The sequence below is a fragment of the Campylobacter anatolicus genome, from assembly GCF_018145655.1.
GTDB classification, from domain to species: domain Bacteria; phylum Campylobacterota; class Campylobacteria; order Campylobacterales; family Campylobacteraceae; genus Campylobacter_A; species Campylobacter_A anatolicus.
The window spans coordinates 54,974-80,641 of sequence record NZ_JAGSSY010000001.1 but is presented as its reverse complement, the minus strand read 5'-3'; the positions used below and the strand labels follow the sequence as shown (position 1 = coordinate 80,641).

Here is a 25,668-nt window from a genome sequence, read left to right as displayed (position 1 = left end):
GTAAAATACGCCCTTTAATGATAACTTAGAAAGGTAAAATGTGTTTGAGCAAATCAGCGAATCTTTTAGGCTAGCCCTTAGCAAAGTACGTTTTGTTGATGACGAGAAAGCCCTAAAAAACGCTTTGGAGGTGCTAAAAAAGTCACTACTTAAAGCTGATGTTCATCATAAAGTTACTAAGGATTTATTGGTTGCGATTGAGAGTGATTTAAAACAAAGCAGTATCGGACAAAAGCAGTTTTTAGATGCTATAAAGTCAAATTTAACGCAGATTTTAACCGCTCCTGGCAATCAAGGCTTTGTTTTTGCATCGATTGCACCGACTATTGTATTGATGGCCGGCTTGCAAGGCTCTGGCAAGACAACAACGACTGTAAAACTTGCAAATTATTTAAAACTTCGCAAGAAAAAGGTTTTAATTGCAGCGTGTGATCTACAACGTTTAGCAGCGGTTGAACAGCTTCGTCAGCTTTGTGATGTAAATGAAATAGATCTATTTTATATACAAGATGAGAGTGATCCGATAAAAGTCGCTCGTGAGGCTTTAGTAAAGGCAAAAAGTGGTCTTTATGATGTGCTTTTGATAGATACTGCAGGACGTTTGGCGGTAGATGAAGCTTTGATGAGTCAAATAAAGCAGATTAAAGAGATGATAAATCCACATGAGATATTTTATGTTGCTGACGCTATGAGTGGACAAGATGGTGTTAAGTCAGCTGCTTCGTTTAATGAAGTATTAAATATCAGTGGCGTAATACTATCTAAATTTGACTCAGATTCAAAGGGCGGCGTTGCTATAAGTATTGCAAAGCAGCTTGGTATACCACTTAGGTTTGTCGGTAATGGTGAAAAGGTAGCTGATATTGAGAGCTTTATACCTGATCGTATAGTTAGCCGTATAATGGGTGAGGGTGACCTTGCCACACTTGTTGAAAAGACAAGTGCGATAATAGATGAAAAAGAGGCAAAACGCTTAAACCAAAAGATAAAAAAGGGTCAATTTAACTTTAACGACTTCATTGAGCAGATGGAGAGTGTAAAAAAACTAGGTAGTATGAAGTCTATTATTGGTATGATACCTGGGCTTTCAAACGTGGCAAATCATATAAAAGATATAGATCTTGATAACTCAAAAGAGATTTTGCATATCAAGGCAATGATAAACTCAATGACACAAAAAGAGCGTGAAAATCCAGAGCTCTTAAACAACTCACGTAAAAGGCGTTTAGCTGCTGGTTCTGGACTAAGTCAGATGCAAGTAAATCGCTTTTTAAAGCAGTTTGAAAACGCTTCAAAAATGGCAAAGAAATTTTCAGGCAAGGGCGGTGCAAAGGGCTTAGCAAGTATGTTAGCCCAAGCAAATAACAATATCCCACGTTAAATAAGGCTTAAATTTATTCACAGCGGTGTTTAAATTTAAGCCTTATTTAAAAATTTAAAAGGAGAAAAGATATGGCAACAGTAGTAAGACTAACTAGAATGGGACGTAAGAAAAGACCATTTTATCGTATAGTTGTAACAGATAGCAGAAAAAGACGTGATAGTGGCTGGATAGAGAGCATAGGCTATTACAATCCTATGGTTGAGCCTGAAGTTATCAAATTTGATGCTGAGAAACTTGCTTATTGGAAGAGCGTTGGTGCAAAACTTAGCGACAGAGTTGCAAAAATAACAAGCAAATAAGAAATGGTTGAAGATTTTTTATACGAATATACTAAGCTCATAGCTGATTATCCCGAAAAGATAAAGATAGAGCGAGTTGAACTTGGTGAAAATTTTGCCGAGATCATCATAACTGCGGATAAAGTAGATACTGGTAAGCTTATCGGAAAAGACGGCAAGATGATAAACGCGATAAAAACTGTGATAATAGGTTGCAAAGCAAAAGATGCTACAAGCTACCGAGTGACGGTAAAAGCCTACGAATAATGGATCTCGTTGAAGTTGCAATAATAGGTAAAAGCGTTGGGCTGCAAGGGTATGTCAAACTTCATAATAGAAGTGACTTTCCCGAGCAGTTTAAGGCAAACACAAAATTTTTTACTAAAGATGGCAGAGAGCTTGTCATAAAATTTTATGACAGTTCGCGAGGATTGGCTTTGTTTTTGGGATATGAGAGTGTTGAGAGTGCCAAAACTCTGACAAATATGATGATCTATACTACAAAAGAGCAGACTCGTAAAACTTGCAAACTTAAAAAAGATGAATTCTTTTATTTTGACATTATAGGGTTAGATGTTTTAGAAGATGGCGAAAAGCTAGGTGTTGTTGAAGATATTTTTGACGCCACAAAAGATAATTTGCTATATATTAAAACTGATGAAAGGTTAGTAAAACTAGGCCTTGCAAAGAGCTTTTATATACCTTATCTTGATAACTTTATTGCAAATGTAGATTTGCAAAATAAAACAATCCTTACAAAAAATTCAAAAACACTGCTTGAAAGTTTATGAAATTTACCTTTGTTACGCTTTTTCAGAATTTGGTTAAGCCATATTTTAATGATTCCATACTTGCTCGTGCAGTTGACAAAAAGTTAATAAATTTAGACTTTATAAATCCACGTGATTACACAACCAATAAGCACAATAAGGTTGATGAGTATATGATAGGTGGTGGGGCTGGACTACTGATGCAGACGCAACCGCTTGATAGTGCCTTATCCAAATTTAAAATCGATAATCCAAGCTCGCACATTATATTTCTCACGCCAAGTGCTAAAAAATTTAATCAAAATGATGCAAAGCGTCTTGCAAAAAAGGATCATATATGCTTTGTTTGTGGTAGATATGAGGGCATTGATGAGCGTGTGATAGAGATGTGGGCAGACGAGATTTTTTGTATAGGTGATTTTATTTTGACAGGTGGTGAACTTGGTGCATTGTGCTTAGCGGACGCTATATCGCGAAATGTAGCTGGTGTTCTTGGTAATAATAAAAGTTTGCTTGTTGAGAGCTTTGAGAATGATTTACTAGAAGCACCATCTTTTGCAAAACCATATAATTTTAAAGAAAATTTTGCTGTTTCAGAGTTTTTAAAGGGAAATCACGCTAAAATCGCTTCTTTAAAAAATAATATGGCACTCTATAAAACAAGGTTCTTTCGCCCTGATTTATACAAAAAATTCAAGCCAAAAATTAAGGAATTATAATGAGAAATAAGTATATTGAAGCGTTTGAAAATGCTCAAATTGCAAGTAAGTCTGTGCCTGATTTTCGTGCGGGAGATACTTTGCGTGTAGCGATACGTATCCAAGAGGGCGATAAAACTAGGGTTCAAAATTTTGAAGGTATCTGCATAGCTAGACGTGGTAGTGGTGTTGGCGAGACTTTCATTATAAGAAAGATCGGTGCAAATAGCATTGGTGTGGAGAGAATTTTTCCTATATATAGCGAGAGCATAGAAGAGATTGTGGTTCTTAGAAAAGGACGTGTTAGACGTGCTAAATTATTTTACCTACGTAATCTACGTGGCAAAGCTGCTAAGATCCGAGAACTTAGAAAATAATACTAAATTTATGGGGTGGTGCTATTCACCCCCCCCCCCGTTTTTTTACTTTTTCAAATTTAAATTACTTATCTTAACCTTTGTCAATGAATATAGTTTAAAATCAGACTATAATGCTCCTATAAAATTTATTATAAAGGATAAACTATGCAAAAGATAGTATGGAAAAATGAGAGCTTTAGTGGCGTAACAGCGACAAAGTTACACGAGATGGACGGCGATAAAGAGATATGTATAAATATACAAAAAGGTGCCGAGATGAAAGAACATCAAGCACCTGGTGCGATAATAGTGCAAGTATTAAAAGGCAAGATAGAATTCGCACTTAAAGATGACAAGACCATACTTGATGAGCTAGATATGGTTACACTTGATGCAAATATTCCACACTCGATACTAGCACTCGAAGATAGCATAATAAGACTTAGTCTAAGTAGAAATGATGATGTTAGTCGTGTTTTTAGAGTACTTAAAAAGTAGGTAATTTTGCTTGATTAAATTTAAAATATTTAATCAAGCAAGAGCCTTATAGCTCTTAAATTTGATTGAAAGTTAAAATTTCTTCTTTCTAACGTCAGCAGTTATAGCCTTAGCCATCTCATCTACTTCAGATGTTATTTTGTTTGTTTGATTGGCTATCTCTACATTTTGTTTAGTCAAGTGATCAACTTGTGCTACACCTTGATTTATCATATTGATAGCTTCACTTTGTTCTCTTATTGATTCACTCATCTCATTTATTGATTGAGCTAAGACATTTGTATTAGCCTCTATCTCACCTAGTGATTTTTGAGTTCTCTCTGCTAGTTTTCTAACTTCATCAGCAACAACTGCAAAGCCTCTACCATGCTCTCCTGCTCTTGCTGCTTCTCATAGTAAGTTTTATCATTATTGCAAAGTTTAATAAATGTTAGCTTATGTTATAAGTGGTATTTTTAAACAAATCACGAGTAGTTATATTTATCTTTTGTTAATTCTAAAAATTATGAAGTTTTCCTTTTGAAAATTCAATATCATAAAACGGATTCATTATCTGTAAGTTTACAAACATCTTATTCAAATCAGATGCTATTTAATTTTATAATTTTTTAAATTATTTTCTTGTGGTTTCACCTGCCATAAGATTTAAATTTTTTAATATATCTATTATCAATTCTTTTGTCTTGATATACATTTAGAATGCAAACCATAGAAAAATAAAAGATCTGCGAGATGAATGATAGACTATTTGGTTTGATATTTAAAACATCAAACCGTCATTTTCTTGTTGTTGAATTATCTCATTTCTAGGTACTGTTTGCGGTAGTGGTGAGTCATTAGTATAAAGTTCGATAGAGCCATTGTAATTACCTTTATATACACCATCTGGTTGTTCAAATGCTTTTCGTGAAGTTGGGTATTGTTTCATATAATTTTCCAAAAATCGCTTAAACACAGGAGCTGCTGTCCTGCCACCTCCCTCAACTTTTTTCATAGGGCTGTTATCGTCATTTCCATACCAGATTATCGCTTCTACATCAGGAGAAAAACCACAAAACCACGCATCTATATTGTTATTTGTAGTGCCAGTTTTACCAGCGATTTGTATACCTGAAATTTTCGCGTTGCGTCCAGTACCATTATTGACAACATTTTGAAGAAGATCAATCATAAGATATGCTTGCTCTGGCTTTATGACCTGCCTTCTTTCGCTTTCAAATTCTATAGAGCGACCAAATTTATCCACTACATATCTAATAAGTGTCGGCTCAACGATCTCGCCTTCGTTTGGAAACATTGAGTAAAATTTAGAAAATTCAAGTGGGGATATACCAGCACTCCCAAGTGCGATCGATAAATTTAAAGGTATATCAGTAAAACCCATATCAACAAGCTCTTTATGAACCGAGCTAAGCCCAAGATCGCTTAATAAATTTACAGTTGCAAGGTTGCGTGATTGTGTGAGAGCAGATTTTAGAGTTATGTATCCTTGAAAACCACCACTATAATTTTTAGGGGCCCACTCTTTGCCATTTCCCATATCAAATATCCGTGCGATATCTGGCACTTCAGAGATAACTGAATAGCCACGATTTAGGGCTATTTGATAGATAAATGGTTTAAAGCTTGAGCCCGATTGGCGTTGACTTTGTGTTGCACGATTGTAATTGCTCTTAGTATAATCTACACCACCAACTAGTGCCAAAACATATCCAGTTTGCGGTTGAGTAACGACGATAGCACCATTTAAGACATTTATATTTGCTTTTTTATCACGTTTTAAAATTTCATTGTAACCAAAAATGAGTGCCTCACGTGCCATTTGCTGCACGCCTAGATCGATAGTGCTTTGTATGCGGTAGCCACCTGTTTTTATATCATCAAATTTTTGACTTGCCTGTTTTATGATCTCATCTACAGCATAAGGAGCTCTATTTTTAGTGAGTGTATCATCAAATACTACAGGCTCTTCAATGATTCCTTTTCGGTATTCATCTTCATTTATCCAACCAATGCTATACATACGCTCTAAAACACGATTTGCACGTCCGAGCGATAAGTCAAGGTGCTTTGTAGGGTCATAGGTGCTTGGGGCTTTTGGAAGTCCAACAAGTATAGCGATCTCTTTTATACTTAGCTCTTTTAACTCTTTTCTAAAATATCCATCAGCAGCTGTTTTGATACCATAGTATCCGTGCCCAAAATATACGTGGTTTAGGTATCTTTCTATGATCTGCTCTTTGCTTAGCTCACTCTCTATTTTCATGGCTAAGACAAATTCTTTTGCTTTACGAGTAAATTTTTTCTCGCGTGTTAGGACAAGGTTTTTAACGAGTTGCTGAGTTAGCGTAGATGCACCTTCTACCAGTTTGCCAGCTTTTATATCCTTTATGATAGCCCTCATAATTGCTTCAAAATTTACTCCGCCATGCTCAAAATAGCTTGTATCTTCAATAGCTACAAGTGCTTCTATTATACGTGCTGGTATATCGTCATATCGGACATAAACGCGGTTTTCATCAAAAACATTTGCTATAAGCTCATTGTTTCTATCAAAAATTTGCGTTGCAAGTTTTGGCTTGTAGTCTATTATGCTATATGCTTCAAATCGTACTAACGAATAAATATATAAAAATGCACCAGCTCCAGCCAGTGCAATTAGAGTAAAAAGTGTCAAGATATATCTCATAAAAATGCCTTTAAAAGCTCGATATTTAGCCCACGAGCATTGTTTGTATTGCCTATTTGTTTGATTATATGATTTTTATTAAAGCCCTCAACCATCATCGCACCAGCCTTGCCTATATACTCGCCACTTTTTATGTATTTATCGATCTCGTCATCACTAAAATTATCAAATTTATACTGCGTTTGGCTCACATTTATTACTTCAAATTTTTCACCCATAAATACGAATGCACTAAATACACTAGCAAAATTATTACTTTGAAGCTTTAACATCTGGCGTGCGTGGCATTCGTCTTTTGCTTTGCCTAAAATTTTATCATTGCAGGAGACACAGCTATCTGCGATAAGGACGTTTTTTAAATTTGGATATATTTTTAAAAATTGCTCTTTTTTCGCTTTGATTACCATTTGGACATAGATATTTGGTGGATATGTTTTTGATATGCCACTTTCGTCAAAGTTAAATGAAATTTGTTGAAATTCTATGCCGTTTTCAGATAAAATTTTGGCTCTTGTAGGTGAGCTGGATGCTAAAATGATCATCAAAAATCCTTATAAGATATACCTAAATATACCGCTGTGAGTGACACTATTATGTTAAAAGGAACGAGATAATAGGTAATGACTACTAAAATTTCATCTAGTTCTATAAATTCTCTATTTCTCAATGCATTTAGAGCTTTTTTATACTGAAAATATATATATGTCATATTTATCGCAAGCAGTGTTTCAAGTGTCCATTTTGTCGTGAGTATCGCATTTGCCATTGGGTTTGCAATTTTTATTAGTTTATCACTTTCGTCCGTTAAGATACTTGTTGTTGCAATAGTGATTAAAAAAATAACCAAAAATATACTAAAACGTTTGATTAAATTTAGTGTTGTTATATATTTAAACTCATCATCAAATTTATCTCTCATAAAATATCTGCAAACTATTATGAGTCCAGCTTGCATACCTATAAACATACCAGCTGAAGATATGTTTAAAAATGGCATTATCTGGTCAAGGTGAGCAAATGCGATATCGTATTTTTGCATTAGATTAGTTTTTCCTTGGCAAATTCAAATGCTTTTTCTGAGGCCTCATTTAAAAGTAGTAAATTTTTACCACCAGCAGTTGCAAAGTCGTCTCTACCACCGCCATTTCCGCCTAAGATATTAGCCGTTAGCTTGACCCACTCACCAGCTTTTATATTTGCATTTTTTACACCAGCTGCAATGAGTATTTTATCATCCTTAACTTGCATAAGCAGTATAGCTACACGCTCTTCTGCATTTTTAGCGTTATCTATCATCGTCTTTATATCGCCATTTTCTATAATAGCAACTGCAAGTTTTATCTCGTTTATCTTTGTAAATACGATAGCGTGGGAGTCACCGATATGTTTTAGCTGTTCTTTTAGATCTCTTATCTCATCTTTTAGCTTTTTGATGGCGACTATCGGTTCTGCACCTTTTAGTTCGTTTCTTATCTGACTTATCTCGCTTCTAAAACTCTGTGCTAAATTTAGTGCTGCACTAGAGCAAACTGCCTCTATGCGTCTAATTCCTGCACTTACGCCACTCTCTTTTGTGATGAAAAATGCACCTATTTCATTTATATTTTTTACGTGCGTTCCGCCACAAAGCTCTTTGCTGACATTGCCAAAGCTTAGTACACGTACTTTATCTTCATATTTCTCGCCAAATAGTGCAATCGCACCGCTATTTTTAGCAGCGTCTATATCCATTATCTCAGTCTTTGCTTCTGCACCGTTTGCTATGGCTTGATTGACAAATTGCTCAATTTTATCTAACTCATCGCTAGTGAGTGCCTTTGGATGTGAGAAGTCAAATCTTAGTTTTGTTGCCTCTACGCTTGAACCAGCTTGTGCCACATGAGTGCCTAAAATTTTGCGAAGTGCAGAGTGAAGTAGGTGTGTTGCACTATGATGACGAGCAATCTCACTACGCTCATTGCTAACGACTGCTTTTACCTCATCACCTATACTTAAATCCGTACTCGTCTTTATATAAGATAAATTTAGTCCATGAAATTTCTGTGTATCAAATACATATGCCTTATTTACAAGCTCACCGCTATCACCGCACTGTCCTCCACTTTGAGCGTAAAATGGCGTATGATCTAACATTACCCAACCACACTCATTTGTTTTTAAATTTGAAACTTTTTGGTAATTTTCATCAAGCAAGGCTAAAATTTTAGAATTTGCATTAAGCGTATCATAGCCTATAAAATTATTCTCGCCAAATTCATCTAAAAGTTGCTTGAAGTCACCCTTTGCGATCTTGTCGCCACTACCTTTCCATGCAGCTTTTGCGTTTGCTTTTTGCTCATTCATTAGCTCATCAAATTTAGCTTCATCTACACGTATACCACGATCTCTTAGCATATCTTGCGTTAGATCAAGCGGAAAGCCGTAGGTGTCATGTAGTTTAAACGCTGCCTCTCCACTAAACACGCCATCTTTTAAATTTTTAAGTTCAGCATTAAACAGCTCAAGCCCACTTGCTATAGTGCTTAAAAATCGCTCCTCTTCTAGCTTTATCTGCTCTTTAACCACATCTTTTTTCTCGTTTAGATATGTGTAGTGTCCGCCCATTATCTCACAGAGTTTATCTACTAGTTTATACATAAATGGCTCTTTTATGCCTAAAAAGTATCCGTGACGAACGGCTCGACGTAAAATTCTACGAAGCACATATCCGCGACCCTCTTTATCAAAAGTCATACCTTGTGCTAGCAAAAATGTAACCGAGCGGATGTGATCACTAATCACTCTATAACTAGCACCACTTTCATACTCGTAAGGTTTACCACAAAGCCCTGCTACTTCGTTAATAAGTGGCATAAAAAGATCGCTATCATAGTTGCTAAATTTACCTTGCATTATCGCCGTAACTCGCTCTAGCCCCATACCAGTGTCAATGCTAGGTTTTGGTAGCGGTGTGAGTTTACCGTTTGCATCTCGCTCAAATTGCATAAATACTAAGTTCCAAATCTCTAAAAAGCGGTCGCCATCGCCACCCATATAGTCCTCGTCTGTATTAAAATACTCCGCTCCTTGGTCGTAAAAAATTTCACTACAAGGTCCACAAGGTCCAGTATCACCCATCTGCCAAAAGTTATCCTTATCACCAAATTTATAAATTCGCTCCTTGCTTATATGCTCTTGCCAAAGTGTATAGGCTTCGTCGTCACTCTCGTGAGTCGTTACATAAAGGCGATCTTTAGGTAGTTTTAACACCTGAGTTACAAACTCCCACGCATAAGCAATTGCGTCTTTTTTAAAGTATTCGCCAAAGCTAAAGTTACCAAGCATCTCAAAAAATGTGTGATGACGTGCGGTATAGCCGACATTATCAAGGTCGTTGTGTTTACCGCCAGCTCGTATGCAGGTCTGACAGCTCGTGCGAATAGGTGGAGTAGGGCGTGGCACCTCACCTGTAAAAATACTCTTAAATGGCACCATGCCGGCATTTGTAAATAGTAGTGTCGCATCGTTTGGCACTAGCGGTGCAGAGGCGATTACCTCGTGACCCTTACTCTTAAAAAAGTCTAAATAAGCTTGTCTAACGTCTAAATTTTGCATACATTATCCTAATAAAAATTTAAATTTTGCTAGATTTTACCTAAAAAACGTTTGAAAGTTTATAAAATATAGTTAATTTTAATAAAACGCAGTTTAGTTACGTTTGTTTATATTAAAAAGCTCAGTTTTAGCTCTTAAAAAGTATAATAATAAAATGAAGAAAATTTAAAGGGCTTTGATGAAACTTAAAATCGGCATAGTTGGCTTTAACGACATCGGTAAAAGGCATTATAGTGAGTTGCGACGTTCGAGTGTCTTTGAGATCTGTGGTGTTTTTGACAAAGATGGCTGCGATGAGTTTTGTCGTGCAGAGTGCTTCACTGATTTTAAAAATTTTATAGAGACTGCCCAACCCCAAGCGATCGTGCTTTGTATATCGGCAAATGAGCTAAGTGAGGCATTTATCCAGAGTGCGAAATACTGCCAAAATATCTTGATCGCAAATCCAATATTTAAAGATATAGGTATGTTAAAAGAGATGAAATATATAGCCATAACAAATAAGACTAGAGTTTGTAGTGGTATGAAAGAGCGGTTTAATCCAGTAATAAAGTCACTTCAAAAAGCATTGCTAAGAGAGAGTGAAATTTATAGCATAAATATCTCTGAAATGTTACTAAAACCTGATGCAAATATCACAGATGAAATAAGTCTTAGTAATATCGACCTTGCAAAAACTATCATAAATAGCGAAATAGCCGACTTTTCGTGTATGCAGACAAATAGAACAAATGCACGTTCATCTGATAACTCGATAATAAATTTTAAGTCAAAAAGTCAAATTTTAGTCAATATCACAAACTCCTTATCAAGTCAATTTCGTCGATTTAGTATAAGAGTTGCAGCAAAAAATGGAATATATTTTGGCGATCTTATAAATTATCGTTTGTATCAACTAAATGAAAACGGACAGATAAATTTTAAGATAGACACTGATCAAAACGAGATAAAGGCACAATACGATGCATTTTTTGATCTTTGTATTAGTGGCGATAGTGCTGAGCTTTCGACGCTTGATGATGCGATAAAAATAAAGGAGTTGTTTGCGTGAAAAGGCTTTTGCTTCTTTTAAATATGGGTGGCCCAAGGGAGATGAGTGAAGTTGAAATTTTTCTCAAAAATATGTTTAACGACCCCTGTATCTTGGGTATAAAAAATAAATTTTTACGTAAATTTGTAGCCTTTATGATAACAAAAAAGCGACTAAAAATAGCACAGGGTAACTATGCACATATCGGTGGAAAATCTCCTATATGTGATATAACTCAAGCATTATGCGATAAAATTTTAAGTTTTAGCGACAGATACGCGGTTGATTATGCGATGAACTACACGCCACCATATACAAAAGATGTGCTTAAAAAATATATAAATTTTGATGAGATTATAGTATTACCACTATATCCACACCACTCTATTACTACAATAACATCGAGCTTAAATAGCTTTAATGTAGCATTTAAAGAGCTTGGGTTAAAAAGTAATGTTAAAATTATTAAGCCATTTTATAACGAACCAAGATACAATGAGCTAATCGTAAAAAATATATTAGCAAAAGCAAAAGGGTTAAATTTAAAAGATATAGATCTTGTATTTTCAGCTCACTCTTTACCACAAAAGATTATTGATAATGGCGATATTTACGAAAAACACATAAACGATCACGTGGGTAGAATATCTAAAATTTTAGAGCAAAATGGAGCTAAATTTAAGAGTATAAAACTAGCATATCAGTCAAGACTTGGACCTATGAAATGGCTAAAACCATCCTTAAATGATGTGCTAAAAGATTGTGAAAGTAAAAAAGCACTCATATATCCGCTATCATTTTGTATCGATAACTCCGAGACGGTATTTGAGTTAAGTATTGAGTACAGGCGTATAACCAAATGGCTTGGATTTAAATTTTATGATGTCGTCTATTGTCCTAATGATAGTGATGAATTTGCTAAATTTATTCTTGAGTATATAATGGAATAAAAATTGCTTGTACTTGTATATATAAAATCTTAGAAAGGATATATATGCAAGTAGAGAATAAGACTATTGTTGATTATCTATTGGAAGCTGGTAGTTCCAAAACCACTAAGGCAGACAAGGCAAAAGAGCGAAGCGATAGCTTTGAACATATACTAAATCTCTCGCTTGATAAGGCGGTAGCTAGTAGTTCTGGTACGTCTGATGTAGAAGAGTTTAAGCAAAAGTTAAGCGAACTCGGTGCTTATGGCTATCTAAGTCAGCTAAATTTAGATAAAATAGATGAGAAAATAGAGCAGAAAAAAGAAGAGCTTACTGAACTTTTAGGGCTTAATGATCCTAGCAAGAGCACAGATGAACGTACTGAGTTGAGTAAAATTTTAGAAAAACTTGTGGCTGATTATAGAAAAGAGCTTCAAAGTTCACTATCTAACAACTCGTTGCTTGAAAAACAGCAAAAACTAGCCAGAACATCAAGCTCAAACGTCAATCTAGGCTCTATATTGGCAGAATTTGGTAGAAATTATTAATCCAAGATCTGCTTTTCGTTTTTTTTATTTTTTTGTTTGTCTTTTTTAGCTTCTAGGTCGGCTATTATCTGTGCGTCTGGTACGAGATAGCCATCTTCAATCATGATATCCACTGCTTTTTTAAATGTAGGCAACGCACTTTGAGCACCAAAGTAATAATATGGCTTTTTAGGGTTACGGGCTAAAACTCCTATAGTGTAGCTATTGCCTTTTGTGTCGTTTACAAAGCCAAAAAATGAGCCATTATAATTATTGCTATATCCACCTTTGCCCGATGCGATATGTGCGGTGCCAGTCTTACCGCCGATCTCAAGCCCTGGTGTGTAGGTTTTTTGCCCAGTCCCCTTTTCTACGACCTTTATTAAGATACGTTTCATTACTTTTGCAGTCTCTTGGGAGATGATTTGTTGTGGCTCTGTTCGCGGGATTTCAAATTTTTTACCATTTTTTTCTAAGTAATCCACAATGTGTGGTATGACTTCAATGCCTTTGTTGTTAAACGCATTGTATGCTTTTAAAAGTTGCATAAAAGTCGCTTGTAATCCATATCCGTAGCTAACAGTTGCTTTGTATGTTGATGAGTTTAATTTATTGACCGTTGGGAGCATACCTACTTGCTCATAAGGCATATCTATACCGCTTTTACGTGAGAATCCAAATCCTAAAAGTCCTTTATAAATTTGTGTTCCATCTAATCGTTGAGCAAGCTGTATCATACCTATGTTTGAACTGTATGTTATGATATCTTCGGCACTCATAGATGGCTCTGGATGAGAGTCTTTGATGATCCTTTTGCCTAGTTGATAGCGTCCGTTGTAAGTATTTACTATCTCTAGTGGATTGACTTTTTTCTCTTCAAGAAGTAGAGCGAATATAAATGGTTTAAATACAGAGCCTATTTCATAGGCGTATTCTGTTGCTGTTGAGTTTAATGCACTATAATCTTGCTTTTTAATATTTGATGGATCATATCTTGAACTAGAAGCAAGCGATAAAATTTTGCCCGTTTTGCTATCCATTATACAGATAACTATCTCGTCTGTATTTAAAAATTCTTTTCTTTCATCTAACATTTGCTCTATTTTTGTCTGAAATTTAAGCGGTATCGATAATACAGCATTGTAGCCGTCGATGCGATTTGCTAAATTTGAATCGCTTGTTAGTATGATATTGCTACCGATGTCACGTGGTCCTAAAATTTTAGCATCTTGAATAGGGGCTAAAAAATCTTCATAAAATTTTTCGACACCTTTTACACCGGTTGTCTTTGTTATTCCGTTTTTTTCGACTTTTTTGACATATCCTAGTGCTGGAGTAAGTGCTTTTTGAGTCATATAACCCCTGCTTTCACCACTCTCAACGATACTCATACCTTGAAATGATGCTAGACCGGTTTTTGGATCTTGATATGAGATGAGTATGCTTTTGCGGTTTAGCTTTCTAGCGAGTTCTTGCAGATAGACAGCACCTTTTGCGTCGATCTTATAAGATAGTGTTACTTGTCCCTTTGTGGAGTTTATGATCTTTCTGACCTTTGCTGGATCATCACCACTATAAAGAGAATACAGCTTTATAAACATATCTTTTTTATTTGGATCGATATTGCGTGTATCTACCATTACTTTATATAGTTTTTGACTCGAAGAGACGCTAAATCCGTCTTTTGTGATAATATTGCCACGCAAAGCAGTGTTTATTTCACTAGTTTGTAGGCGTGGTAGACGTCTTTCTATAGTTGCACGATAAAATATAACGCTAACAAACAGAAGTATGCCAAGCGTTATAAATATAAAAAGTATAGTTATTTTTGATTTTTTGGAGTTCATAAAACTTTATTAAATTTGAGTTCTTGAGATCTCTTTGTATGCACTTAGTGCTTTATTGCGAATTTCAAGCATTAGCTTCATACTAACATCTGCTTTGCCGATAGCAAGGGCTGCTTGATGCAAATCTTTAACTTCTCCAGTAGCTAGATCAGCGATAGCTTTATCGGCATTTACTTGCACTTCATTTAGCTCTTTTAGTGAGTTGTTTAGCACGCTTGCAAAGTCATCACTATTTTGTGTTGGACTAATTTTTTTATTATTTTGTAGATTTGATATATTATTTATTTTATCTAATTGGCTTAACATTTTTATGATCCTGATATAAGTTGTATCGCACTTTGAGCGATAGTTTTTGCACTTTGAAATGCTGCGACATTTGCCTGATATGCTCTTGTGGCTTCGACTAGATCGCTCATTTCTATTACTGGATTGATATTTGGAAACGCTACATAGCCATTTGCATTTGCATCTGGATGGCTTGGATCATATTTAAGCTGAAAATCCTTGTCATCTCTGACGACTTTATCTACAATTACACTCATAAGCGATGGATGTGCGTTTTTAGGAGCATCTGGATCGTTAATTGGATTTTCATATCTTAACAAACTATCTGAGTTTTTAAGCTCTTCGTTTAAAATTTTATTAAAATCAACCGCTTTAAATATAACCTCTTGTCTTCTGTACGGGCCACCTTCTGCCGTGCGTGTAGTCTGGGCATTTGCTATGTTTGAGCTGATGACATTCATCCTAAAACGCTGTGCACTTAGTCCATATCCACTTATATCAAAATCATTAAGATACGACATATTTACTCCTAAATTTTTCCACTTGCATCTATAACGTTTTTAAATATCGTTCCGTTAGCTTTATAGGCACTATCAAGGGCACTTAACATTATGCTATTTTTACTAAGTTCTGTTGTTTCGATATCTAAATCTACTGTGTTTGCGTCATTTCTAGCCATATGCCCATCGCGTAAAAATATCTGTGCTTTATCGCTTTGTGGAAAGTCAAGCATTGGTATATGCTGATCGTCTGTTTGGGCTAGTTTTAGTGTTTTTGCACTTGATTTGTTATAAATTTCATTGGCTTTTTCTCTTAAAGTGTCTTCAAAATTTATATCTCTTGCTTTATAAAATGGCGTGTCTATGTTTGAGATATTGCCAGCGATGAGTTTTTGTCGTAGTTCTCGTCCTGCCATCGCAGCTTCAACTAATGGGCGAGACTTTGAACTTTGTAAAACAAACATTTTAAACCTTTTTATAAATTTATCTCTTAGCAACTAAAATACAATTTTGTATTAAAATTCTAGCTGACTTCAAGTTTTAATAAGCAAAAACTATTCCAAAAATAATACAAATTTAATTTGTAGTGTAAATTCTCTCTAAATCTTGTTTCATACTATTCATTTTTATCCCACCAAGATAGTAATGAACGCCAAATTTTCCACTATCGATATCAGTTAAAATTTGATATTTCCCATCTTTTATCACAACTTTAAATGGCAGTGCAATCTCGTGTTTATAGTCTATATCTCGCACTATTTGCTCTACTAAGCGATTGTTTATCTTTTGATCGTTTGTGATAAAATAATAAGCGTTGTATTTTTGGACAAACTCTTTTTGAACATATTCATTGGTTACATTTTCAAAGTGTGTTAGTCCAATTATCTTAAATTTGTCTATATTTTCTATCTGATAGTGCATTATCTCGGGAGCCTCTTTTTGGCAAGGCGGACAGAAAGTGCCAAATATATCGATCATTATAACTTTACCTTCATCGCCTTTTATCACAAAACCATCATTTTTTCGAACTAGAGTTATTTCACCTTGTGCGACACCTTTTAGTATAATCTCTTCACCTTGCGTGAATTCCTTGAAATTTTGTGTTACAGGTTGCTCTTCTTTACTGCAACCTAGTAAAAATACCACTAAACTTGCAACTATAAAAGTTAAAATTTTTTTCATATTTTTCCTTATTTTATATAAATTTTTTCATTGCAGCACGTGCTTCAAGGTCTGCTTCGCGTTTTTTGAGTGTTTCACGCTTATCATGTAAATTTTTACCTTTCGCTAGTGCGATTCGTGCCTTGACGATATTTTTATCGCTTAAATACAGTGAAAGGGCAACCATTGTTAATCCATCTTGCGTAACGCTACCAAACAGTTTATCGATTTGTTTTCTATGCATTAGTAGTTTTCTGGCTGCCCGCTCATCAGGGCGAAAGTGCGAATTTGTAGTATTTAAATGACTTATGTGTGCATTTAATAAAAAAATCTCACTTCGTATTATCCGCACGAAGCTATCTTTTAAATTTGCACGCCCAGCACGTAGTGCTTTAACCTCGCTACCTTTTAGTACGATTCCAGCCTCGTAAGTTTCAAGTATGCTAAAATCATGAAGTGCTTTTTTATTTTTGGCTAACTCTTTTATCATTTTTTATCCATTTTTAATACTAAACATTGAGCTACCGCTGCCACTTAAAAATTTATCTTTATAAATTTTAAGCTCTGGATACAGAGCGATGCAAGGTTTATAAAGGTCGTTTAATTCACTGTTTTTATAGTTTTTTAAAAGCTCTATCGAGCTTAAATTTATAAATTTATTTGCCAAGTTTAGATCGATATTTTGTATAAAATTATCTCTAAATTTTTTATAGACTGTAGGTGTTGAGCAAAAAACGTCAGGCGTAAAAAGCTCTAAGCTCGGTATATCGTCATCAAACTCACGCACTATTTCACCGATACCACTGACATTTGCTGCCCTAAAACCACTTACAAAAAATGCCACATCAGCACCGATATTAGCACCGATTTGGCTTAAACGCTCACGACTTAGATTTAAATTTAACTCATCATTTGCGATTAGTAAAAATGTCGCAGCATTTGAACTACCACCGCCAAGTCCAGCTCCCATAGGGATATTTTTTTCAACCACTATCTTATGCGTTTTAAAAAACTCATCAAGTTCATTTGCGAAACCAGCGTTTTTAAGCTCATTAACTGCTTTTAAAATGATATTGTTTTCTATATTTACATTACTTTCTATGCTAAATTTATCTGATTTTTCAAATTTTATCTCATCAAATATCTCATCGTATCGCACAAATCTCGATAATATCTCGTGATAATTACCATGTGTGCCGACAACTTTTAAGAAAATATTTATCTTGCCAAAACTTTTCATTTTTGTATTTTTTTTGCTAACTCTTCTAAAGTTTCATTTGATATATCTTTGCTTGCTTGAGTATTTTCTTTTTTGATACCATAAGCAAGCTCACTACGAAGTATCATTGTATTTTTGGGTGCCTCTATGCCAAGTTTTACACCACTTTTAGATATACCGACAACTATTATTTTAATATCGTCACCTAATAAAATTTCTTCATTTTCTTTTCTTGAAAGGATTAACATTTTTCAACCTTATTTAGACAGTAGCTAACCATCTTATTTTCTATTTTTATAATGGTTATAAATTTATCATATTTTAGTAAATATATACCATTTTTATCGTTTTTTAGCTTCGTTGTATCTATTTTTTTTCCGTCCATTATGTCGCTGATATCGCCCAAATACTCATTTTCAGGTAATTTTAATACCTCGTCAATTCCTAAAAATCTCTCGTTTTCAAATTTAAATTCACCTTCGCTTACTCTTTTTAATGCACTAAGCGTTGCGTCTACCCCAAGTTTTTGTGCAAAAAGTTTAGCGTATGAACGTATATATCCGCCCTCGCTCACACTAATACGAAAGCTTAAAAATGGATGACAATAGTTTGTAATATCACAACTAAACACCTGCATAGTTTGCGTTTTTAGCTCAAATTCATAGCCATTTCGTGCGAGTTTATACGCTCTTATGCCATCAATATTTTTAGCACTAAATTTAGGTGGTGTGTAGCTTACAATACCAAGTAAGCTTTTGCGTACTATCTCCAAGCTCTCGTTTGCAAAGGGCTTTAGTAAGGTTACTTTGCTTATATTTTCATTATCACCACTTTCGCTTTTTGCCCCTAGCCACATTGTTGCTTCATAAATTTTAGGTGATTTTTCTAAAAACTGAAAAAATTTAGTATAGCTACCAAATGCGACTATTAAACAACCACTAGCAAATGGATCAAGTGTGCCGGAATATCCGGCCTTATTTTCGCCATATTTTCGCTTTAGTCTACTTAAAAACTGATTTGAGCTAAGCCCTGATGGTTTATTAGCGACAAAAATGGCGTTCATACGGCTTTTTCAACGAAGCTTGACATTATCTCTCGCACGTTACCTGCAAAATTTATAGTGAGCTTAAACTCTTTTTTTATCTTGCTGACAGCTGTTACACGACCAATACCAAAAATTTTATGCTTTACTAAATCACCCTTTTTATACTCATCGCTTTTTTCGATAACTAGTGAGCCTTCTGTGACGCCACTTTCGCTTAAAAATCTACTCTTGTTTAGCTTTGTGCGTTGTCCTTTGTAAAAGCGTGAGTTTGCGAAGCTTAGTGTTAGAGCCTTTTTAGCTCGTGTGATAGCTACATATGCCAAGCGTCTTTCCTCTTCGATATCGCTTCCATCACCGATAAGTGGGAAAAATCCCTCTTCAAGACCGATGACAAAAAGGTATTCAAACTCAAGCCCTTTACTCGCATGAACGCTCATTATGCTGATAGCTTCGCCACTTATATTGTCTTGCTCACTAGTAAGAGCTAGCTCATTTAAAAATTCTTCTAGCTCAAAGCTCGGATTTTGTTTGATTTGATCTTTTAGCATAGCGTAAAACTCATCAATATTTGCCGCACGATCGCCACCATCTGGGAGACTTTCGTAGTATTTTTTGATACCAAATTTACTTTCAAGCTTATCGATAAGCTCATATAAACCATCTGCTCTGCTAAGCTCTTTTAAGATGTCTGTAAATTCAAAAAGAGCAGCTTTGATTTTTTTACTAAACGCCTCGTCATTTTCATCAATAGCTAAAATCGCATCAAACATAGATATCTTGCCGTCATACGCCATTTTTTCTAATTTATCAAGGCTAACCTTTCCAAGCCCACGTTTTGGGCGGTTGATGATGCGTTTTAGCGAGAAGTCATCGTTTTGATTTATTACTAGACGCAGGTAGCTTATGATATCTTTTATCTCAGTACGTTCATAAAATTTGACACCACCTACCATTTTATAAGGTATATGCTCTTTATTTAGACCATCTTCAAGTGAGCGAGATAGAGCATTTACGCGATAAAGTATCGCTATATCAGGTGCTAAGACTCCCTTATTTAGTAATTCTTTGATACTTTTTGCGATTTTACCAGCCTCTATGCTCTCATCAAAACTCTCTATTAACATCACGCTATCGCCACTACCTTTGATACTAACTAGCTTTTTACCAAGACGATTTCGGTTGTGATCTATAAGCTCATTTGCTGCTTTTAATATTGCCTCTGTTGAGCGGTAGTTTTGTTCTAGGCGGATTATTTTTGTATCTTTGAACTGATCTTTAAAATTTAATATATTATCAATTTTTGCACCACGCCAACCATAAATACTTTGATCGTCATCGCCAACAACGCAGATATTTTCGTGCGTTAGACATAGTTTTCGAAGTAGCTTATACTGAAGATCGTTTGTATCTTGATATTCATCTACCATTATGTATTTGTAGCGATTTGAAATTTCACGAGCTAGATCATCGTTTTTATCTAAAATTTTATACGTAAGTGCGAGCAGATCATCAAAATCAACAAGGTTGTTTGTACGTAGATATTCTTCGTATTTTTCATACACAGCGGCGACTTTTTGATAAAAGCCATCTTTGCCACGATCATCTCCTAAGAGTGTAGCGTTTTTATGTATCTCTTCAACGCTTAAAAGTGAGTTTTTATAGTTTGATATTTCATTTGCTAGTATCGATGTAGGTAGGGGACTTTCAAAACTCTTTAAAATACGTTTTTTATCGTCAGTATCGATGATTATAAAGTTATTTTTACGACCGAGCTTATCAATGTAAAATTTCAAAAATAGTAGACCAAATTTATGAAACGTGCAAAGCAACGGCGTGAAGCTCTTGTCTGCATTTTGTAGCATCGCTAATGCACGACTTCTCATTTCATTTGCCGCCTTGTTTGTAAATGTAAGCGTCAGAGTATTTGCCGGATCGATACCGACTTCACTTATGAGATAGGCTAGGCGTGTTGTTATCGTTTTTGTCTTGCCACTTCCAGCACCTGCTAGTATTAACATCGCTCCGTCGATATGCGTAGCAGCTTCGCGTTGTGCGTCGTTTAAATTTTTAAGTAGATCTTTCATAATTAGCTTTAAATTTTTATTTAAATTATAGCCAAAAATGCTTAAAAGTAGCCGTATAAATTTATTTTTTGTTAAAAAGTTCCCTATTTTTAGGATTTGACATAAAGACAGACATTGACTTTTGTGCCTCACTTTTTTGTGTCGGCTTTGACTTGTGTATAGCAAAATTTACGAGTATTGGACTATCTTCTATTAAAATTTGCACTATCGCACCGAGTGGCATAGATACAACAGAACCGTAGTTATTCGCACCAAAACCAGCTTCAAAGCTAAGACTCTCTTGCGACAGTTTCACGCTTTCAAAGGTATACCCAGCTAATGTAAATAAAATCACGGGCATAGTAAAGTTTGATGTTATCTCTGGCGGTAGTTCAGGTTCAAATTTAACTAGCGGAAGATTAGACATAACTGAAAAATTTATACCATTTTGTAGCAAAAAATCAATGCATTCATAAACGTGCATCTTCATTAAAAGTCCGAAATCTTGGTTATCTAAAAGATTTTCTAAAACATTATCTAATTGCATTTTATCTCCTTAAATTCGCTAACTAGTTTTGAAACTTCGCCCAATCCTATCTGCCAAAAGCTCTCATCATCTATGTCAAATCCAAACATACCTACAAGCTCTTTTGGGCTACGGCTACCACCAGCACTTAAAAATTCAGTATAAATTTGCACAAAATTTTCGCATTTCTCGCTCTTATAAAGTCCAAAAAGTGCTAAAACTAAAAGCTGAGCGTATGAGTAGGCGTAGCAATAAAATGGCGTGTGTATGAAGTGTGGTATATAGCTCCACCAAATTGCGTAATAATCGTTTAGTTTCACACTTTTACCAAACATATTTTTGCTCTCTTTTAGCCATACTTTATTTATATCATCAAGTGAGATTTCGCCTTTGTGTGCGTGAATCGTGCGTTCAAAGGTAGTAAAGTTTATCTGACGATAAAGCGTTGCAAAAATATCTTCTATCTTTGAAGCTAATAATGCTTGACGCTCTTTTGGTTTTAAGCCGTTTTTAACGTGGTCGAAGACGAGCATCTCGCAAAAAACTGATGCAGTTTCTGCAGTAGTTAGCGGTGTATCTGAGTTTAGATAACTAACGCTGTAGCTTAGTTTTTGATGTATGGCATGCCCTAACTCGTGAGCAAGTGTGAAAAGATCGCGACGTTCGTCGGTGTGATTTAGCAAGATATATGGGTGAGAATCGCTTGAGCCTGAATGGCTAAACGCACCGCCTCTTTTACCCTTGCTTGGATATGCATCTATCCAACCATTTTCAAAGGCTTCACGTGCTATTTTGCCAAATTCTGGGCTAAATTTATTAAAAGCATCTAAGACTATCTCTCGGCATTTTGCAAAGTTAAATTTAGTACTTTTGCTTTCAAGTGGGGCGTATCTATCGTAGTCATATAGCCTTGCAAGGCCTAAAATTTCACGCTTTTTCTCATAAAATTTATGAACTATCTCAAAGCTACTCTCACTCGCTTTTATGAGAGCATCTACGCTTTTTTGTGTTATTTGATTATCCAGATGGCGTGGTGCTTCCGGATTATCAAAATGTCGTAGCTCACATTCTGTGGCAAGGTCTGTTTTTATCATATTATATATGTAGCCTAGCAAGTGTTGGTGCTTTGCTAGTTCGCGACTTAGTGACTTTGCGGCATTTTTTCGCACAGTCCTGTCACAACTGTGAAGTTTGCTTAAAATTTCTTCCTCACTTAGAATTTCCCCCATAAATTTAAATCTCATTGCACTCATACTCTCATCAAACAGCCTTGCAAAGGCACTCGCACCTGTGTTGCTTTTGCGTAAAAGCACCTCTTCCTCTTTTAGACTTAGCTGATGTGGCTTGTGTGCTTTTAAATTTGATAGGTAATAGCCGTGTGTTTTTGAGGCTTTTATAAGCTCATTTTGTATTTTTTCGTCTAGTTCGTTAAATTTTATCTCAAAAAATAGTAGATCTTGTTGTGCTTTTGTGCATATTTCTTCAAATTTAGCGTAAAATGCTCCTTTGGTGGTGTCTTTGGCAAATACTAAAAACGCATAAGTACCGACCTTTGAGATGGCAGCAACAAGCGTTTCATACTTATCTAGGCATTTTAAAAACTCATCTTTATTTAAATTTATAAAACGACCTTCGTATGATTTTCTAAATTCTTTACACCTATTTTGCAGTGAATCTGCTGTATTTTCTAGCTCTTGTTCGTTTTTAAAAAGTGCAGTTAAGTCCCAACTACTCATAATGTATAAATCCTAAAATTTTATTTTTAGTATTTTACACAAATTTGGTTTGAAAAAAATAAAATTAGATTAAAAGGTCTGGTTTTACCAGACCTTTTATACTATAAAAACATAAATACGATAGATAATACAAACAATACAACTAAACCAAAGAGCATATTTGGTCTTTGAAATTTATTTGCTTTAACAAGATTAGAGCCAGAGATGACCGGTATTACGGTTGCAAGAGCCGCGACTGGACCACCTGTTAAATAATATTGCAGCATTGCACTTCCACCAGCAGCCATAACTGCAAGTGGCAAAGGATCGGCAGTACCTAATGCAAGAGCAGCTTGTAAAAATGGTATAGTTATTGCAACTGATGCGGCATTACTTTGTGTTATAAGCCCAGCCAAAGCTGAAACGATAAGCATTGTTTGAAGTGGTGCGTATGTTAGCATTGGCGTAAAAATATCGGCAATAACTTTTGCTAGTCCGATTTGTTTTATTGTCGCACTCATAAACAAAAATCCAATAGTGGCGACTAATGGAATTGCTATTTTACTTACTCCTTCAAGCATATGCTGTTCGCCATTTTTAAAATTTATCGTTGAGAGAAGTATGGTAAATATGGCACTTGCAACACCTACAATAAATACTGGATAACCCAATATAAATCCCATAAAAAGCATTAAAAATGGTAAAAATGCTTTAAAAGTAGGTATGCTTTTTTCATTATATTCAAATTCTTTTACTATTTTTTCAATATCATCTTTTAGAATTTGTACTCCTTCTTGTTTTTGTTGCTTTTTTAATCTAAAAAACGCACAAGCAAAAACCGATAAACTTACTAAAACGCCAATGACGTTTATAATGCCAAAACCGATATTTGTAACTGCTATGACCGCAACTTGTGTTGGATGAGTAAAACCACCATAATTACCAAGTATTCCAGCGTGTCCATGGATACCTGCTGATCTGTGCGGATCAACTCCAAGTTTCATAGATGCCGTTCCTGTAATCACAGCAGTTATGGCTGGTTGCGTAAAGCCTGTTAACATACCTATAACACCAGCTGTCACACCGCCAGCAACGGCTACGCCTCCACCTCCGCCAAGCTTATTACCAAGTCTTACGATAGCACGAATAATGCTATCCATAAAACCACTTGCTTGCATAACTCCGATAAACATCAAGATACCTGTCATATCAGCAATAACGGGGTTTAGACCACTATTAATTAAAGATGTAAGCGATATCGTATCTTTTGGGCCTATAATGGGTAAGCCCGCCACAAGTGCACTTATGGCTGAGCCAACTATTGCCGTTGTGTATAACGGAGTTTTACCGCTTATCATTAATAAAAGTGTTAAAACCATAACACATTGTGCAGCTACTAACATTTTATACCTCCAATATAAAAAATTTTATATTTTGTGTATTATACAATATTTTTAATATATTATATATAATATTTAATGTATAATTATAAAAAAATTATAAAGTGTGTTATAATTTTTTAAATTTTAAGCTAAGGAGAAATGTTATGTCTAAGCCAAAAATTTCCGTTGGTGCACTTGGAGGGACTATCTGTATGAGTGCAAATGGCGGTAGCGGTGGTGTAAAGCCTAGTTTTAGTGCAGCTGATCTTATTGGTGCTGTACCGGTTCTTACGAATATGGCAGAGTTTAATGCTAGGACTATATTGGCTATCCCAAGCGGAAGCATAAAGATAAAAGATCTGATTGAAGTGTATAATTGGGCAAAAGCACAGGTCGCACAAGGGGCTATTGGTGTTATTATAACACAAGGCACTGATACACTTGAAGAGAGTGCATTTTTTTTAAATTTAATATGGGATGAGCCAAATCCTTTGGTTATAACAGGTGCGATGAGAAATCCAGATAATATTAGTTCAGATGGTGCTGGTAATATTTATGCAAGTGTATTAACAGTTTTAAACGAGCAAAGTAGAAACAGGGGTGTTTTGGTTGTTTTAAATGATACAGTCCATAGTGCAAAATGGGCTCATAAAAGTGATACTTTTTCTCTTCAAACATTTGTATCTGTTAATGGTGGCATACAAGGAATTATTGCAGAGAATGATATACATTATATATCGGCACCGATTGAGCGGACGATCTATAAAGTGCCAAAAGATAAGATCGCAAAGGTTGCCATTATTGAAAGTTATCTTGAAAACGAAGGTGAAATGATAAAATTTATACAAAATTCAGACTTTGAAGGTATGGTTATAAGTGGTTTTGGGGCTGGACATGTATCTTACGATATGATGGATGAGATCAAAAAATTTACAAAACCAATTGTTATTGCCTCAAGAACTAGTAGCGGTAGATGTGCAGTTAAAACATATGGATATAAAGGATCAGAGATAGAGCTACAAGAATGCGGTTGTGTGATGTCTGGTTGGCTCTCTTCATTAAAAGCTAGACTTTTGCTTATTGTATTGTTAAGTAGCGGTGCTTCAAGAGATGCTATTAAGCAAGAATTTGCTAAATTTTAAAATTTTTATTTTGGGCTATTTATAGTA

General features: G+C 35.2%; 28 protein-coding genes and 1 pseudogene. 11 read left to right on the top strand and 18 right to left on the bottom strand.

What is annotated here, in order from left to right:
• Positions 1 to 40 precede the first annotated feature (40 nt).
• From ffh to KDE13_RS00390, 7 genes are all read left to right on the top strand, one after another.
• On the top strand, positions 41 to 1,381 hold the full coding sequence (ffh, locus tag KDE13_RS00420; protein WP_212142567.1) for a signal recognition particle protein: 1,341 nt from the start codon (positions 41 to 43) through the stop codon (positions 1,379 to 1,381).
• Between the two features lie 71 nt (positions 1,382 to 1,452).
• Complete coding sequence (gene rpsP, locus KDE13_RS00415; RefSeq protein WP_212140374.1) at positions 1,453 to 1,683, top strand: 30S ribosomal protein S16; 231 nt, start codon at positions 1,453 to 1,455, stop codon at positions 1,681 to 1,683.
• Between the two features lie 3 nt (positions 1,684 to 1,686).
• Positions 1,687 to 1,929: a KH domain-containing protein gene (locus KDE13_RS00410; protein WP_212141850.1), complete on the top strand. Its 243-nt coding sequence runs from the start codon at positions 1,687 to 1,689 to the stop codon at positions 1,927 to 1,929.
• Positions 1,929 to 2,453 (top strand): ribosome maturation factor RimM, encoded by a 525-nt coding sequence (gene rimM / locus KDE13_RS00405; protein WP_212142566.1) that lies wholly within the window; start codon positions 1,929 to 1,931, stop codon positions 2,451 to 2,453. Before KDE13_RS00410 ends, rimM begins: the two co-directional genes overlap by 1 nt.
• Positions 2,450 to 3,151 carry a tRNA (guanosine(37)-N1)-methyltransferase TrmD gene (gene trmD / locus KDE13_RS00400; protein WP_212142565.1) on the top strand — a complete coding sequence of 234 codons (702 nt, stop codon included), beginning with the start codon at positions 2,450 to 2,452 and terminating at the stop codon, positions 3,149 to 3,151. The genes rimM and trmD overlap by 4 nt, the downstream gene beginning before the upstream one ends.
• The gene (gene rplS / locus KDE13_RS00395) at positions 3,151 to 3,507 is read left to right on the top strand and encodes a 50S ribosomal protein L19 (RefSeq protein WP_212140378.1); all 357 of its coding nucleotides are present in this window, start codon (positions 3,151 to 3,153) and stop codon (positions 3,505 to 3,507) included. The genes trmD and rplS overlap by 1 nt, the downstream gene beginning before the upstream one ends.
• A 147-nt stretch (positions 3,508 to 3,654) precedes the next feature.
• Entirely contained in the window at positions 3,655 to 3,987 is a 333-nt protein-coding gene (locus KDE13_RS00390; RefSeq protein ID WP_212140379.1) for a cupin domain-containing protein, read from the top strand.
• Positions 3,988 to 4,059: 72 nt separating this feature from the next.
• Here the strand turns inward: KDE13_RS00390 and KDE13_RS00385 are convergent.
• The 5 genes and pseudogenes from KDE13_RS00385 to alaS form a co-directional block, all read right to left on the bottom strand.
• A pseudogene (locus tag KDE13_RS00385) lies at positions 4,060 to 4,377 on the bottom strand (methyl-accepting chemotaxis protein); the annotation flags it as partial.
• 370 nt (positions 4,378 to 4,747) lie between these two features.
• On the bottom strand, positions 4,748 to 6,676 hold the full coding sequence (locus KDE13_RS00380) for a transglycosylase domain-containing protein (protein WP_212142564.1): 1,929 nt from the start codon (positions 6,674 to 6,676) through the stop codon (positions 4,748 to 4,750).
• The gene (gene maf / locus KDE13_RS00375; protein WP_212141846.1) at positions 6,673 to 7,218 is read right to left on the bottom strand and encodes a septum formation inhibitor Maf; all 546 of its coding nucleotides are present in this window, start codon (positions 7,216 to 7,218) and stop codon (positions 6,673 to 6,675) included. The genes KDE13_RS00380 and maf overlap by 4 nt, the downstream gene beginning before the upstream one ends.
• The gene (locus KDE13_RS00370) at positions 7,218 to 7,715 is read right to left on the bottom strand and encodes a 3-isopropylmalate dehydratase (protein WP_212140383.1); all 498 of its coding nucleotides are present in this window, start codon (positions 7,713 to 7,715) and stop codon (positions 7,218 to 7,220) included. Before KDE13_RS00370 ends, maf begins: the two co-directional genes overlap by 1 nt.
• Positions 7,715 to 10,270 carry an alanine--tRNA ligase gene (alaS, locus tag KDE13_RS00365; protein ID WP_212142563.1) on the bottom strand — a complete coding sequence of 852 codons (2,556 nt, stop codon included), beginning with the start codon at positions 10,268 to 10,270 and terminating at the stop codon, positions 7,715 to 7,717. Before alaS ends, KDE13_RS00370 begins: the two co-directional genes overlap by 1 nt.
• Positions 10,271 to 10,448: 178 nt before the next feature.
• On the opposite strand from alaS, the gene KDE13_RS00360 reads away from it, so the two are divergent.
• Genes KDE13_RS00360 through KDE13_RS00350 form a run of 3 tightly spaced genes read left to right on the top strand, consistent with a single transcriptional unit; the run spans position 10,449 to position 12,777 of the window.
• Positions 10,449 to 11,321, top strand: a complete 873-nt coding sequence (locus KDE13_RS00360) for a Gfo/Idh/MocA family oxidoreductase (RefSeq protein ID WP_212140385.1) — start codon at positions 10,449 to 10,451, stop codon at positions 11,319 to 11,321.
• A complete protein-coding gene (gene hemH / locus KDE13_RS00355; protein ID WP_212142562.1) occupies positions 11,318 to 12,250 on the top strand; it encodes a ferrochelatase in 933 nt (310 codons plus the stop codon). The genes KDE13_RS00360 and hemH overlap by 4 nt, the downstream gene beginning before the upstream one ends.
• 44 nt (positions 12,251 to 12,294) lie before the next feature.
• A complete protein-coding gene (locus tag KDE13_RS00350; RefSeq protein ID WP_212142561.1) occupies positions 12,295 to 12,777 on the top strand; it encodes a response regulator in 483 nt (160 codons plus the stop codon).
• Here the strand turns inward: KDE13_RS00350 and KDE13_RS00345 are convergent.
• The 13 genes from KDE13_RS00345 to KDE13_RS00285 all read right to left on the bottom strand — a co-directional run bounded on the left by KDE13_RS00345 (position 12,774) and on the right by KDE13_RS00285 (position 24,520).
• Positions 12,774 to 14,603, bottom strand: a complete 1,830-nt coding sequence (locus KDE13_RS00345) for a peptidoglycan D,D-transpeptidase FtsI family protein (protein WP_212142560.1) — start codon at positions 14,601 to 14,603, stop codon at positions 12,774 to 12,776. The genes KDE13_RS00350 and KDE13_RS00345 overlap by 4 nt on opposite strands.
• Positions 14,604 to 14,612: 9 nt before the next feature.
• The gene (gene fliE / locus KDE13_RS00340) at positions 14,613 to 14,909 is read right to left on the bottom strand and encodes a flagellar hook-basal body complex protein FliE (protein ID WP_212141841.1); all 297 of its coding nucleotides are present in this window, start codon (positions 14,907 to 14,909) and stop codon (positions 14,613 to 14,615) included.
• Positions 14,910 to 14,911: 2 nt separating this feature from the next.
• A complete protein-coding gene (gene flgC / locus KDE13_RS00335) occupies positions 14,912 to 15,409 on the bottom strand; it encodes a flagellar basal body rod protein FlgC (protein WP_212141840.1) in 498 nt (165 codons plus the stop codon).
• Between the two features lie 8 nt (positions 15,410 to 15,417).
• Positions 15,418 to 15,852, bottom strand: coding sequence for a flagellar basal body rod protein FlgB (gene flgB / locus KDE13_RS00330; protein ID WP_212141839.1), 435 nt, complete (start codon positions 15,850 to 15,852; stop codon positions 15,418 to 15,420).
• Between the two features lie 112 nt (positions 15,853 to 15,964).
• Positions 15,965 to 16,570, bottom strand: a complete 606-nt coding sequence (locus KDE13_RS00325) for a redoxin family protein (RefSeq protein ID WP_212140391.1) — start codon at positions 16,568 to 16,570, stop codon at positions 15,965 to 15,967.
• A 13-nt stretch (positions 16,571 to 16,583) separates the two neighbouring features.
• On the bottom strand, positions 16,584 to 17,039 hold the full coding sequence (smpB, locus tag KDE13_RS00320) for an SsrA-binding protein SmpB (RefSeq protein ID WP_212142559.1): 456 nt from the start codon (positions 17,037 to 17,039) through the stop codon (positions 16,584 to 16,586).
• A 3-nt stretch (positions 17,040 to 17,042) separates the two neighbouring features.
• Entirely contained in the window at positions 17,043 to 17,789 is a 747-nt protein-coding gene (locus tag KDE13_RS00315) for a 4-(cytidine 5'-diphospho)-2-C-methyl-D-erythritol kinase (protein ID WP_212141837.1), read from the bottom strand.
• Positions 17,786 to 18,016 (bottom strand): carbon storage regulator CsrA, encoded by a 231-nt coding sequence (gene csrA, locus KDE13_RS00310; protein ID WP_212140394.1) that lies wholly within the window; start codon positions 18,014 to 18,016, stop codon positions 17,786 to 17,788. The genes KDE13_RS00315 and csrA overlap by 4 nt, the downstream gene beginning before the upstream one ends.
• The gene (gene truB / locus KDE13_RS00305; protein WP_212142558.1) at positions 18,010 to 18,831 is read right to left on the bottom strand and encodes a tRNA pseudouridine(55) synthase TruB; all 822 of its coding nucleotides are present in this window, start codon (positions 18,829 to 18,831) and stop codon (positions 18,010 to 18,012) included. The genes csrA and truB overlap by 7 nt, the downstream gene beginning before the upstream one ends.
• A complete protein-coding gene (locus tag KDE13_RS00300; protein ID WP_212140396.1) occupies positions 18,828 to 20,897 on the bottom strand; it encodes an ATP-dependent helicase in 2,070 nt (689 codons plus the stop codon). The genes truB and KDE13_RS00300 overlap by 4 nt, the downstream gene beginning before the upstream one ends.
• A 61-nt stretch (positions 20,898 to 20,958) precedes the next feature.
• Positions 20,959 to 21,423, bottom strand: a complete 465-nt coding sequence (locus KDE13_RS00295) for a hypothetical protein (protein ID WP_212141834.1) — start codon at positions 21,421 to 21,423, stop codon at positions 20,959 to 20,961.
• Positions 21,414 to 23,138: a M3 family oligoendopeptidase gene (locus KDE13_RS00290; RefSeq protein ID WP_212142557.1), complete on the bottom strand. Its 1,725-nt coding sequence runs from the start codon at positions 23,136 to 23,138 to the stop codon at positions 21,414 to 21,416. The genes KDE13_RS00295 and KDE13_RS00290 overlap by 10 nt, the downstream gene beginning before the upstream one ends.
• A 101-nt stretch (positions 23,139 to 23,239) precedes the next feature.
• The gene (locus tag KDE13_RS00285) at positions 23,240 to 24,520 is read right to left on the bottom strand and encodes a citrate transporter (protein WP_212142556.1); all 1,281 of its coding nucleotides are present in this window, start codon (positions 24,518 to 24,520) and stop codon (positions 23,240 to 23,242) included.
• A 143-nt stretch (positions 24,521 to 24,663) separates the two neighbouring features.
• Here KDE13_RS00285 and KDE13_RS00280 point away from each other — a divergent pair, with 143 nt between their 5' ends.
• Positions 24,664 to 25,641 carry an asparaginase gene (locus KDE13_RS00280; RefSeq protein ID WP_212141831.1) on the top strand — a complete coding sequence of 326 codons (978 nt, stop codon included), beginning with the start codon at positions 24,664 to 24,666 and terminating at the stop codon, positions 25,639 to 25,641.
• Positions 25,642 to 25,668: the final 27 nt, after the last annotated feature.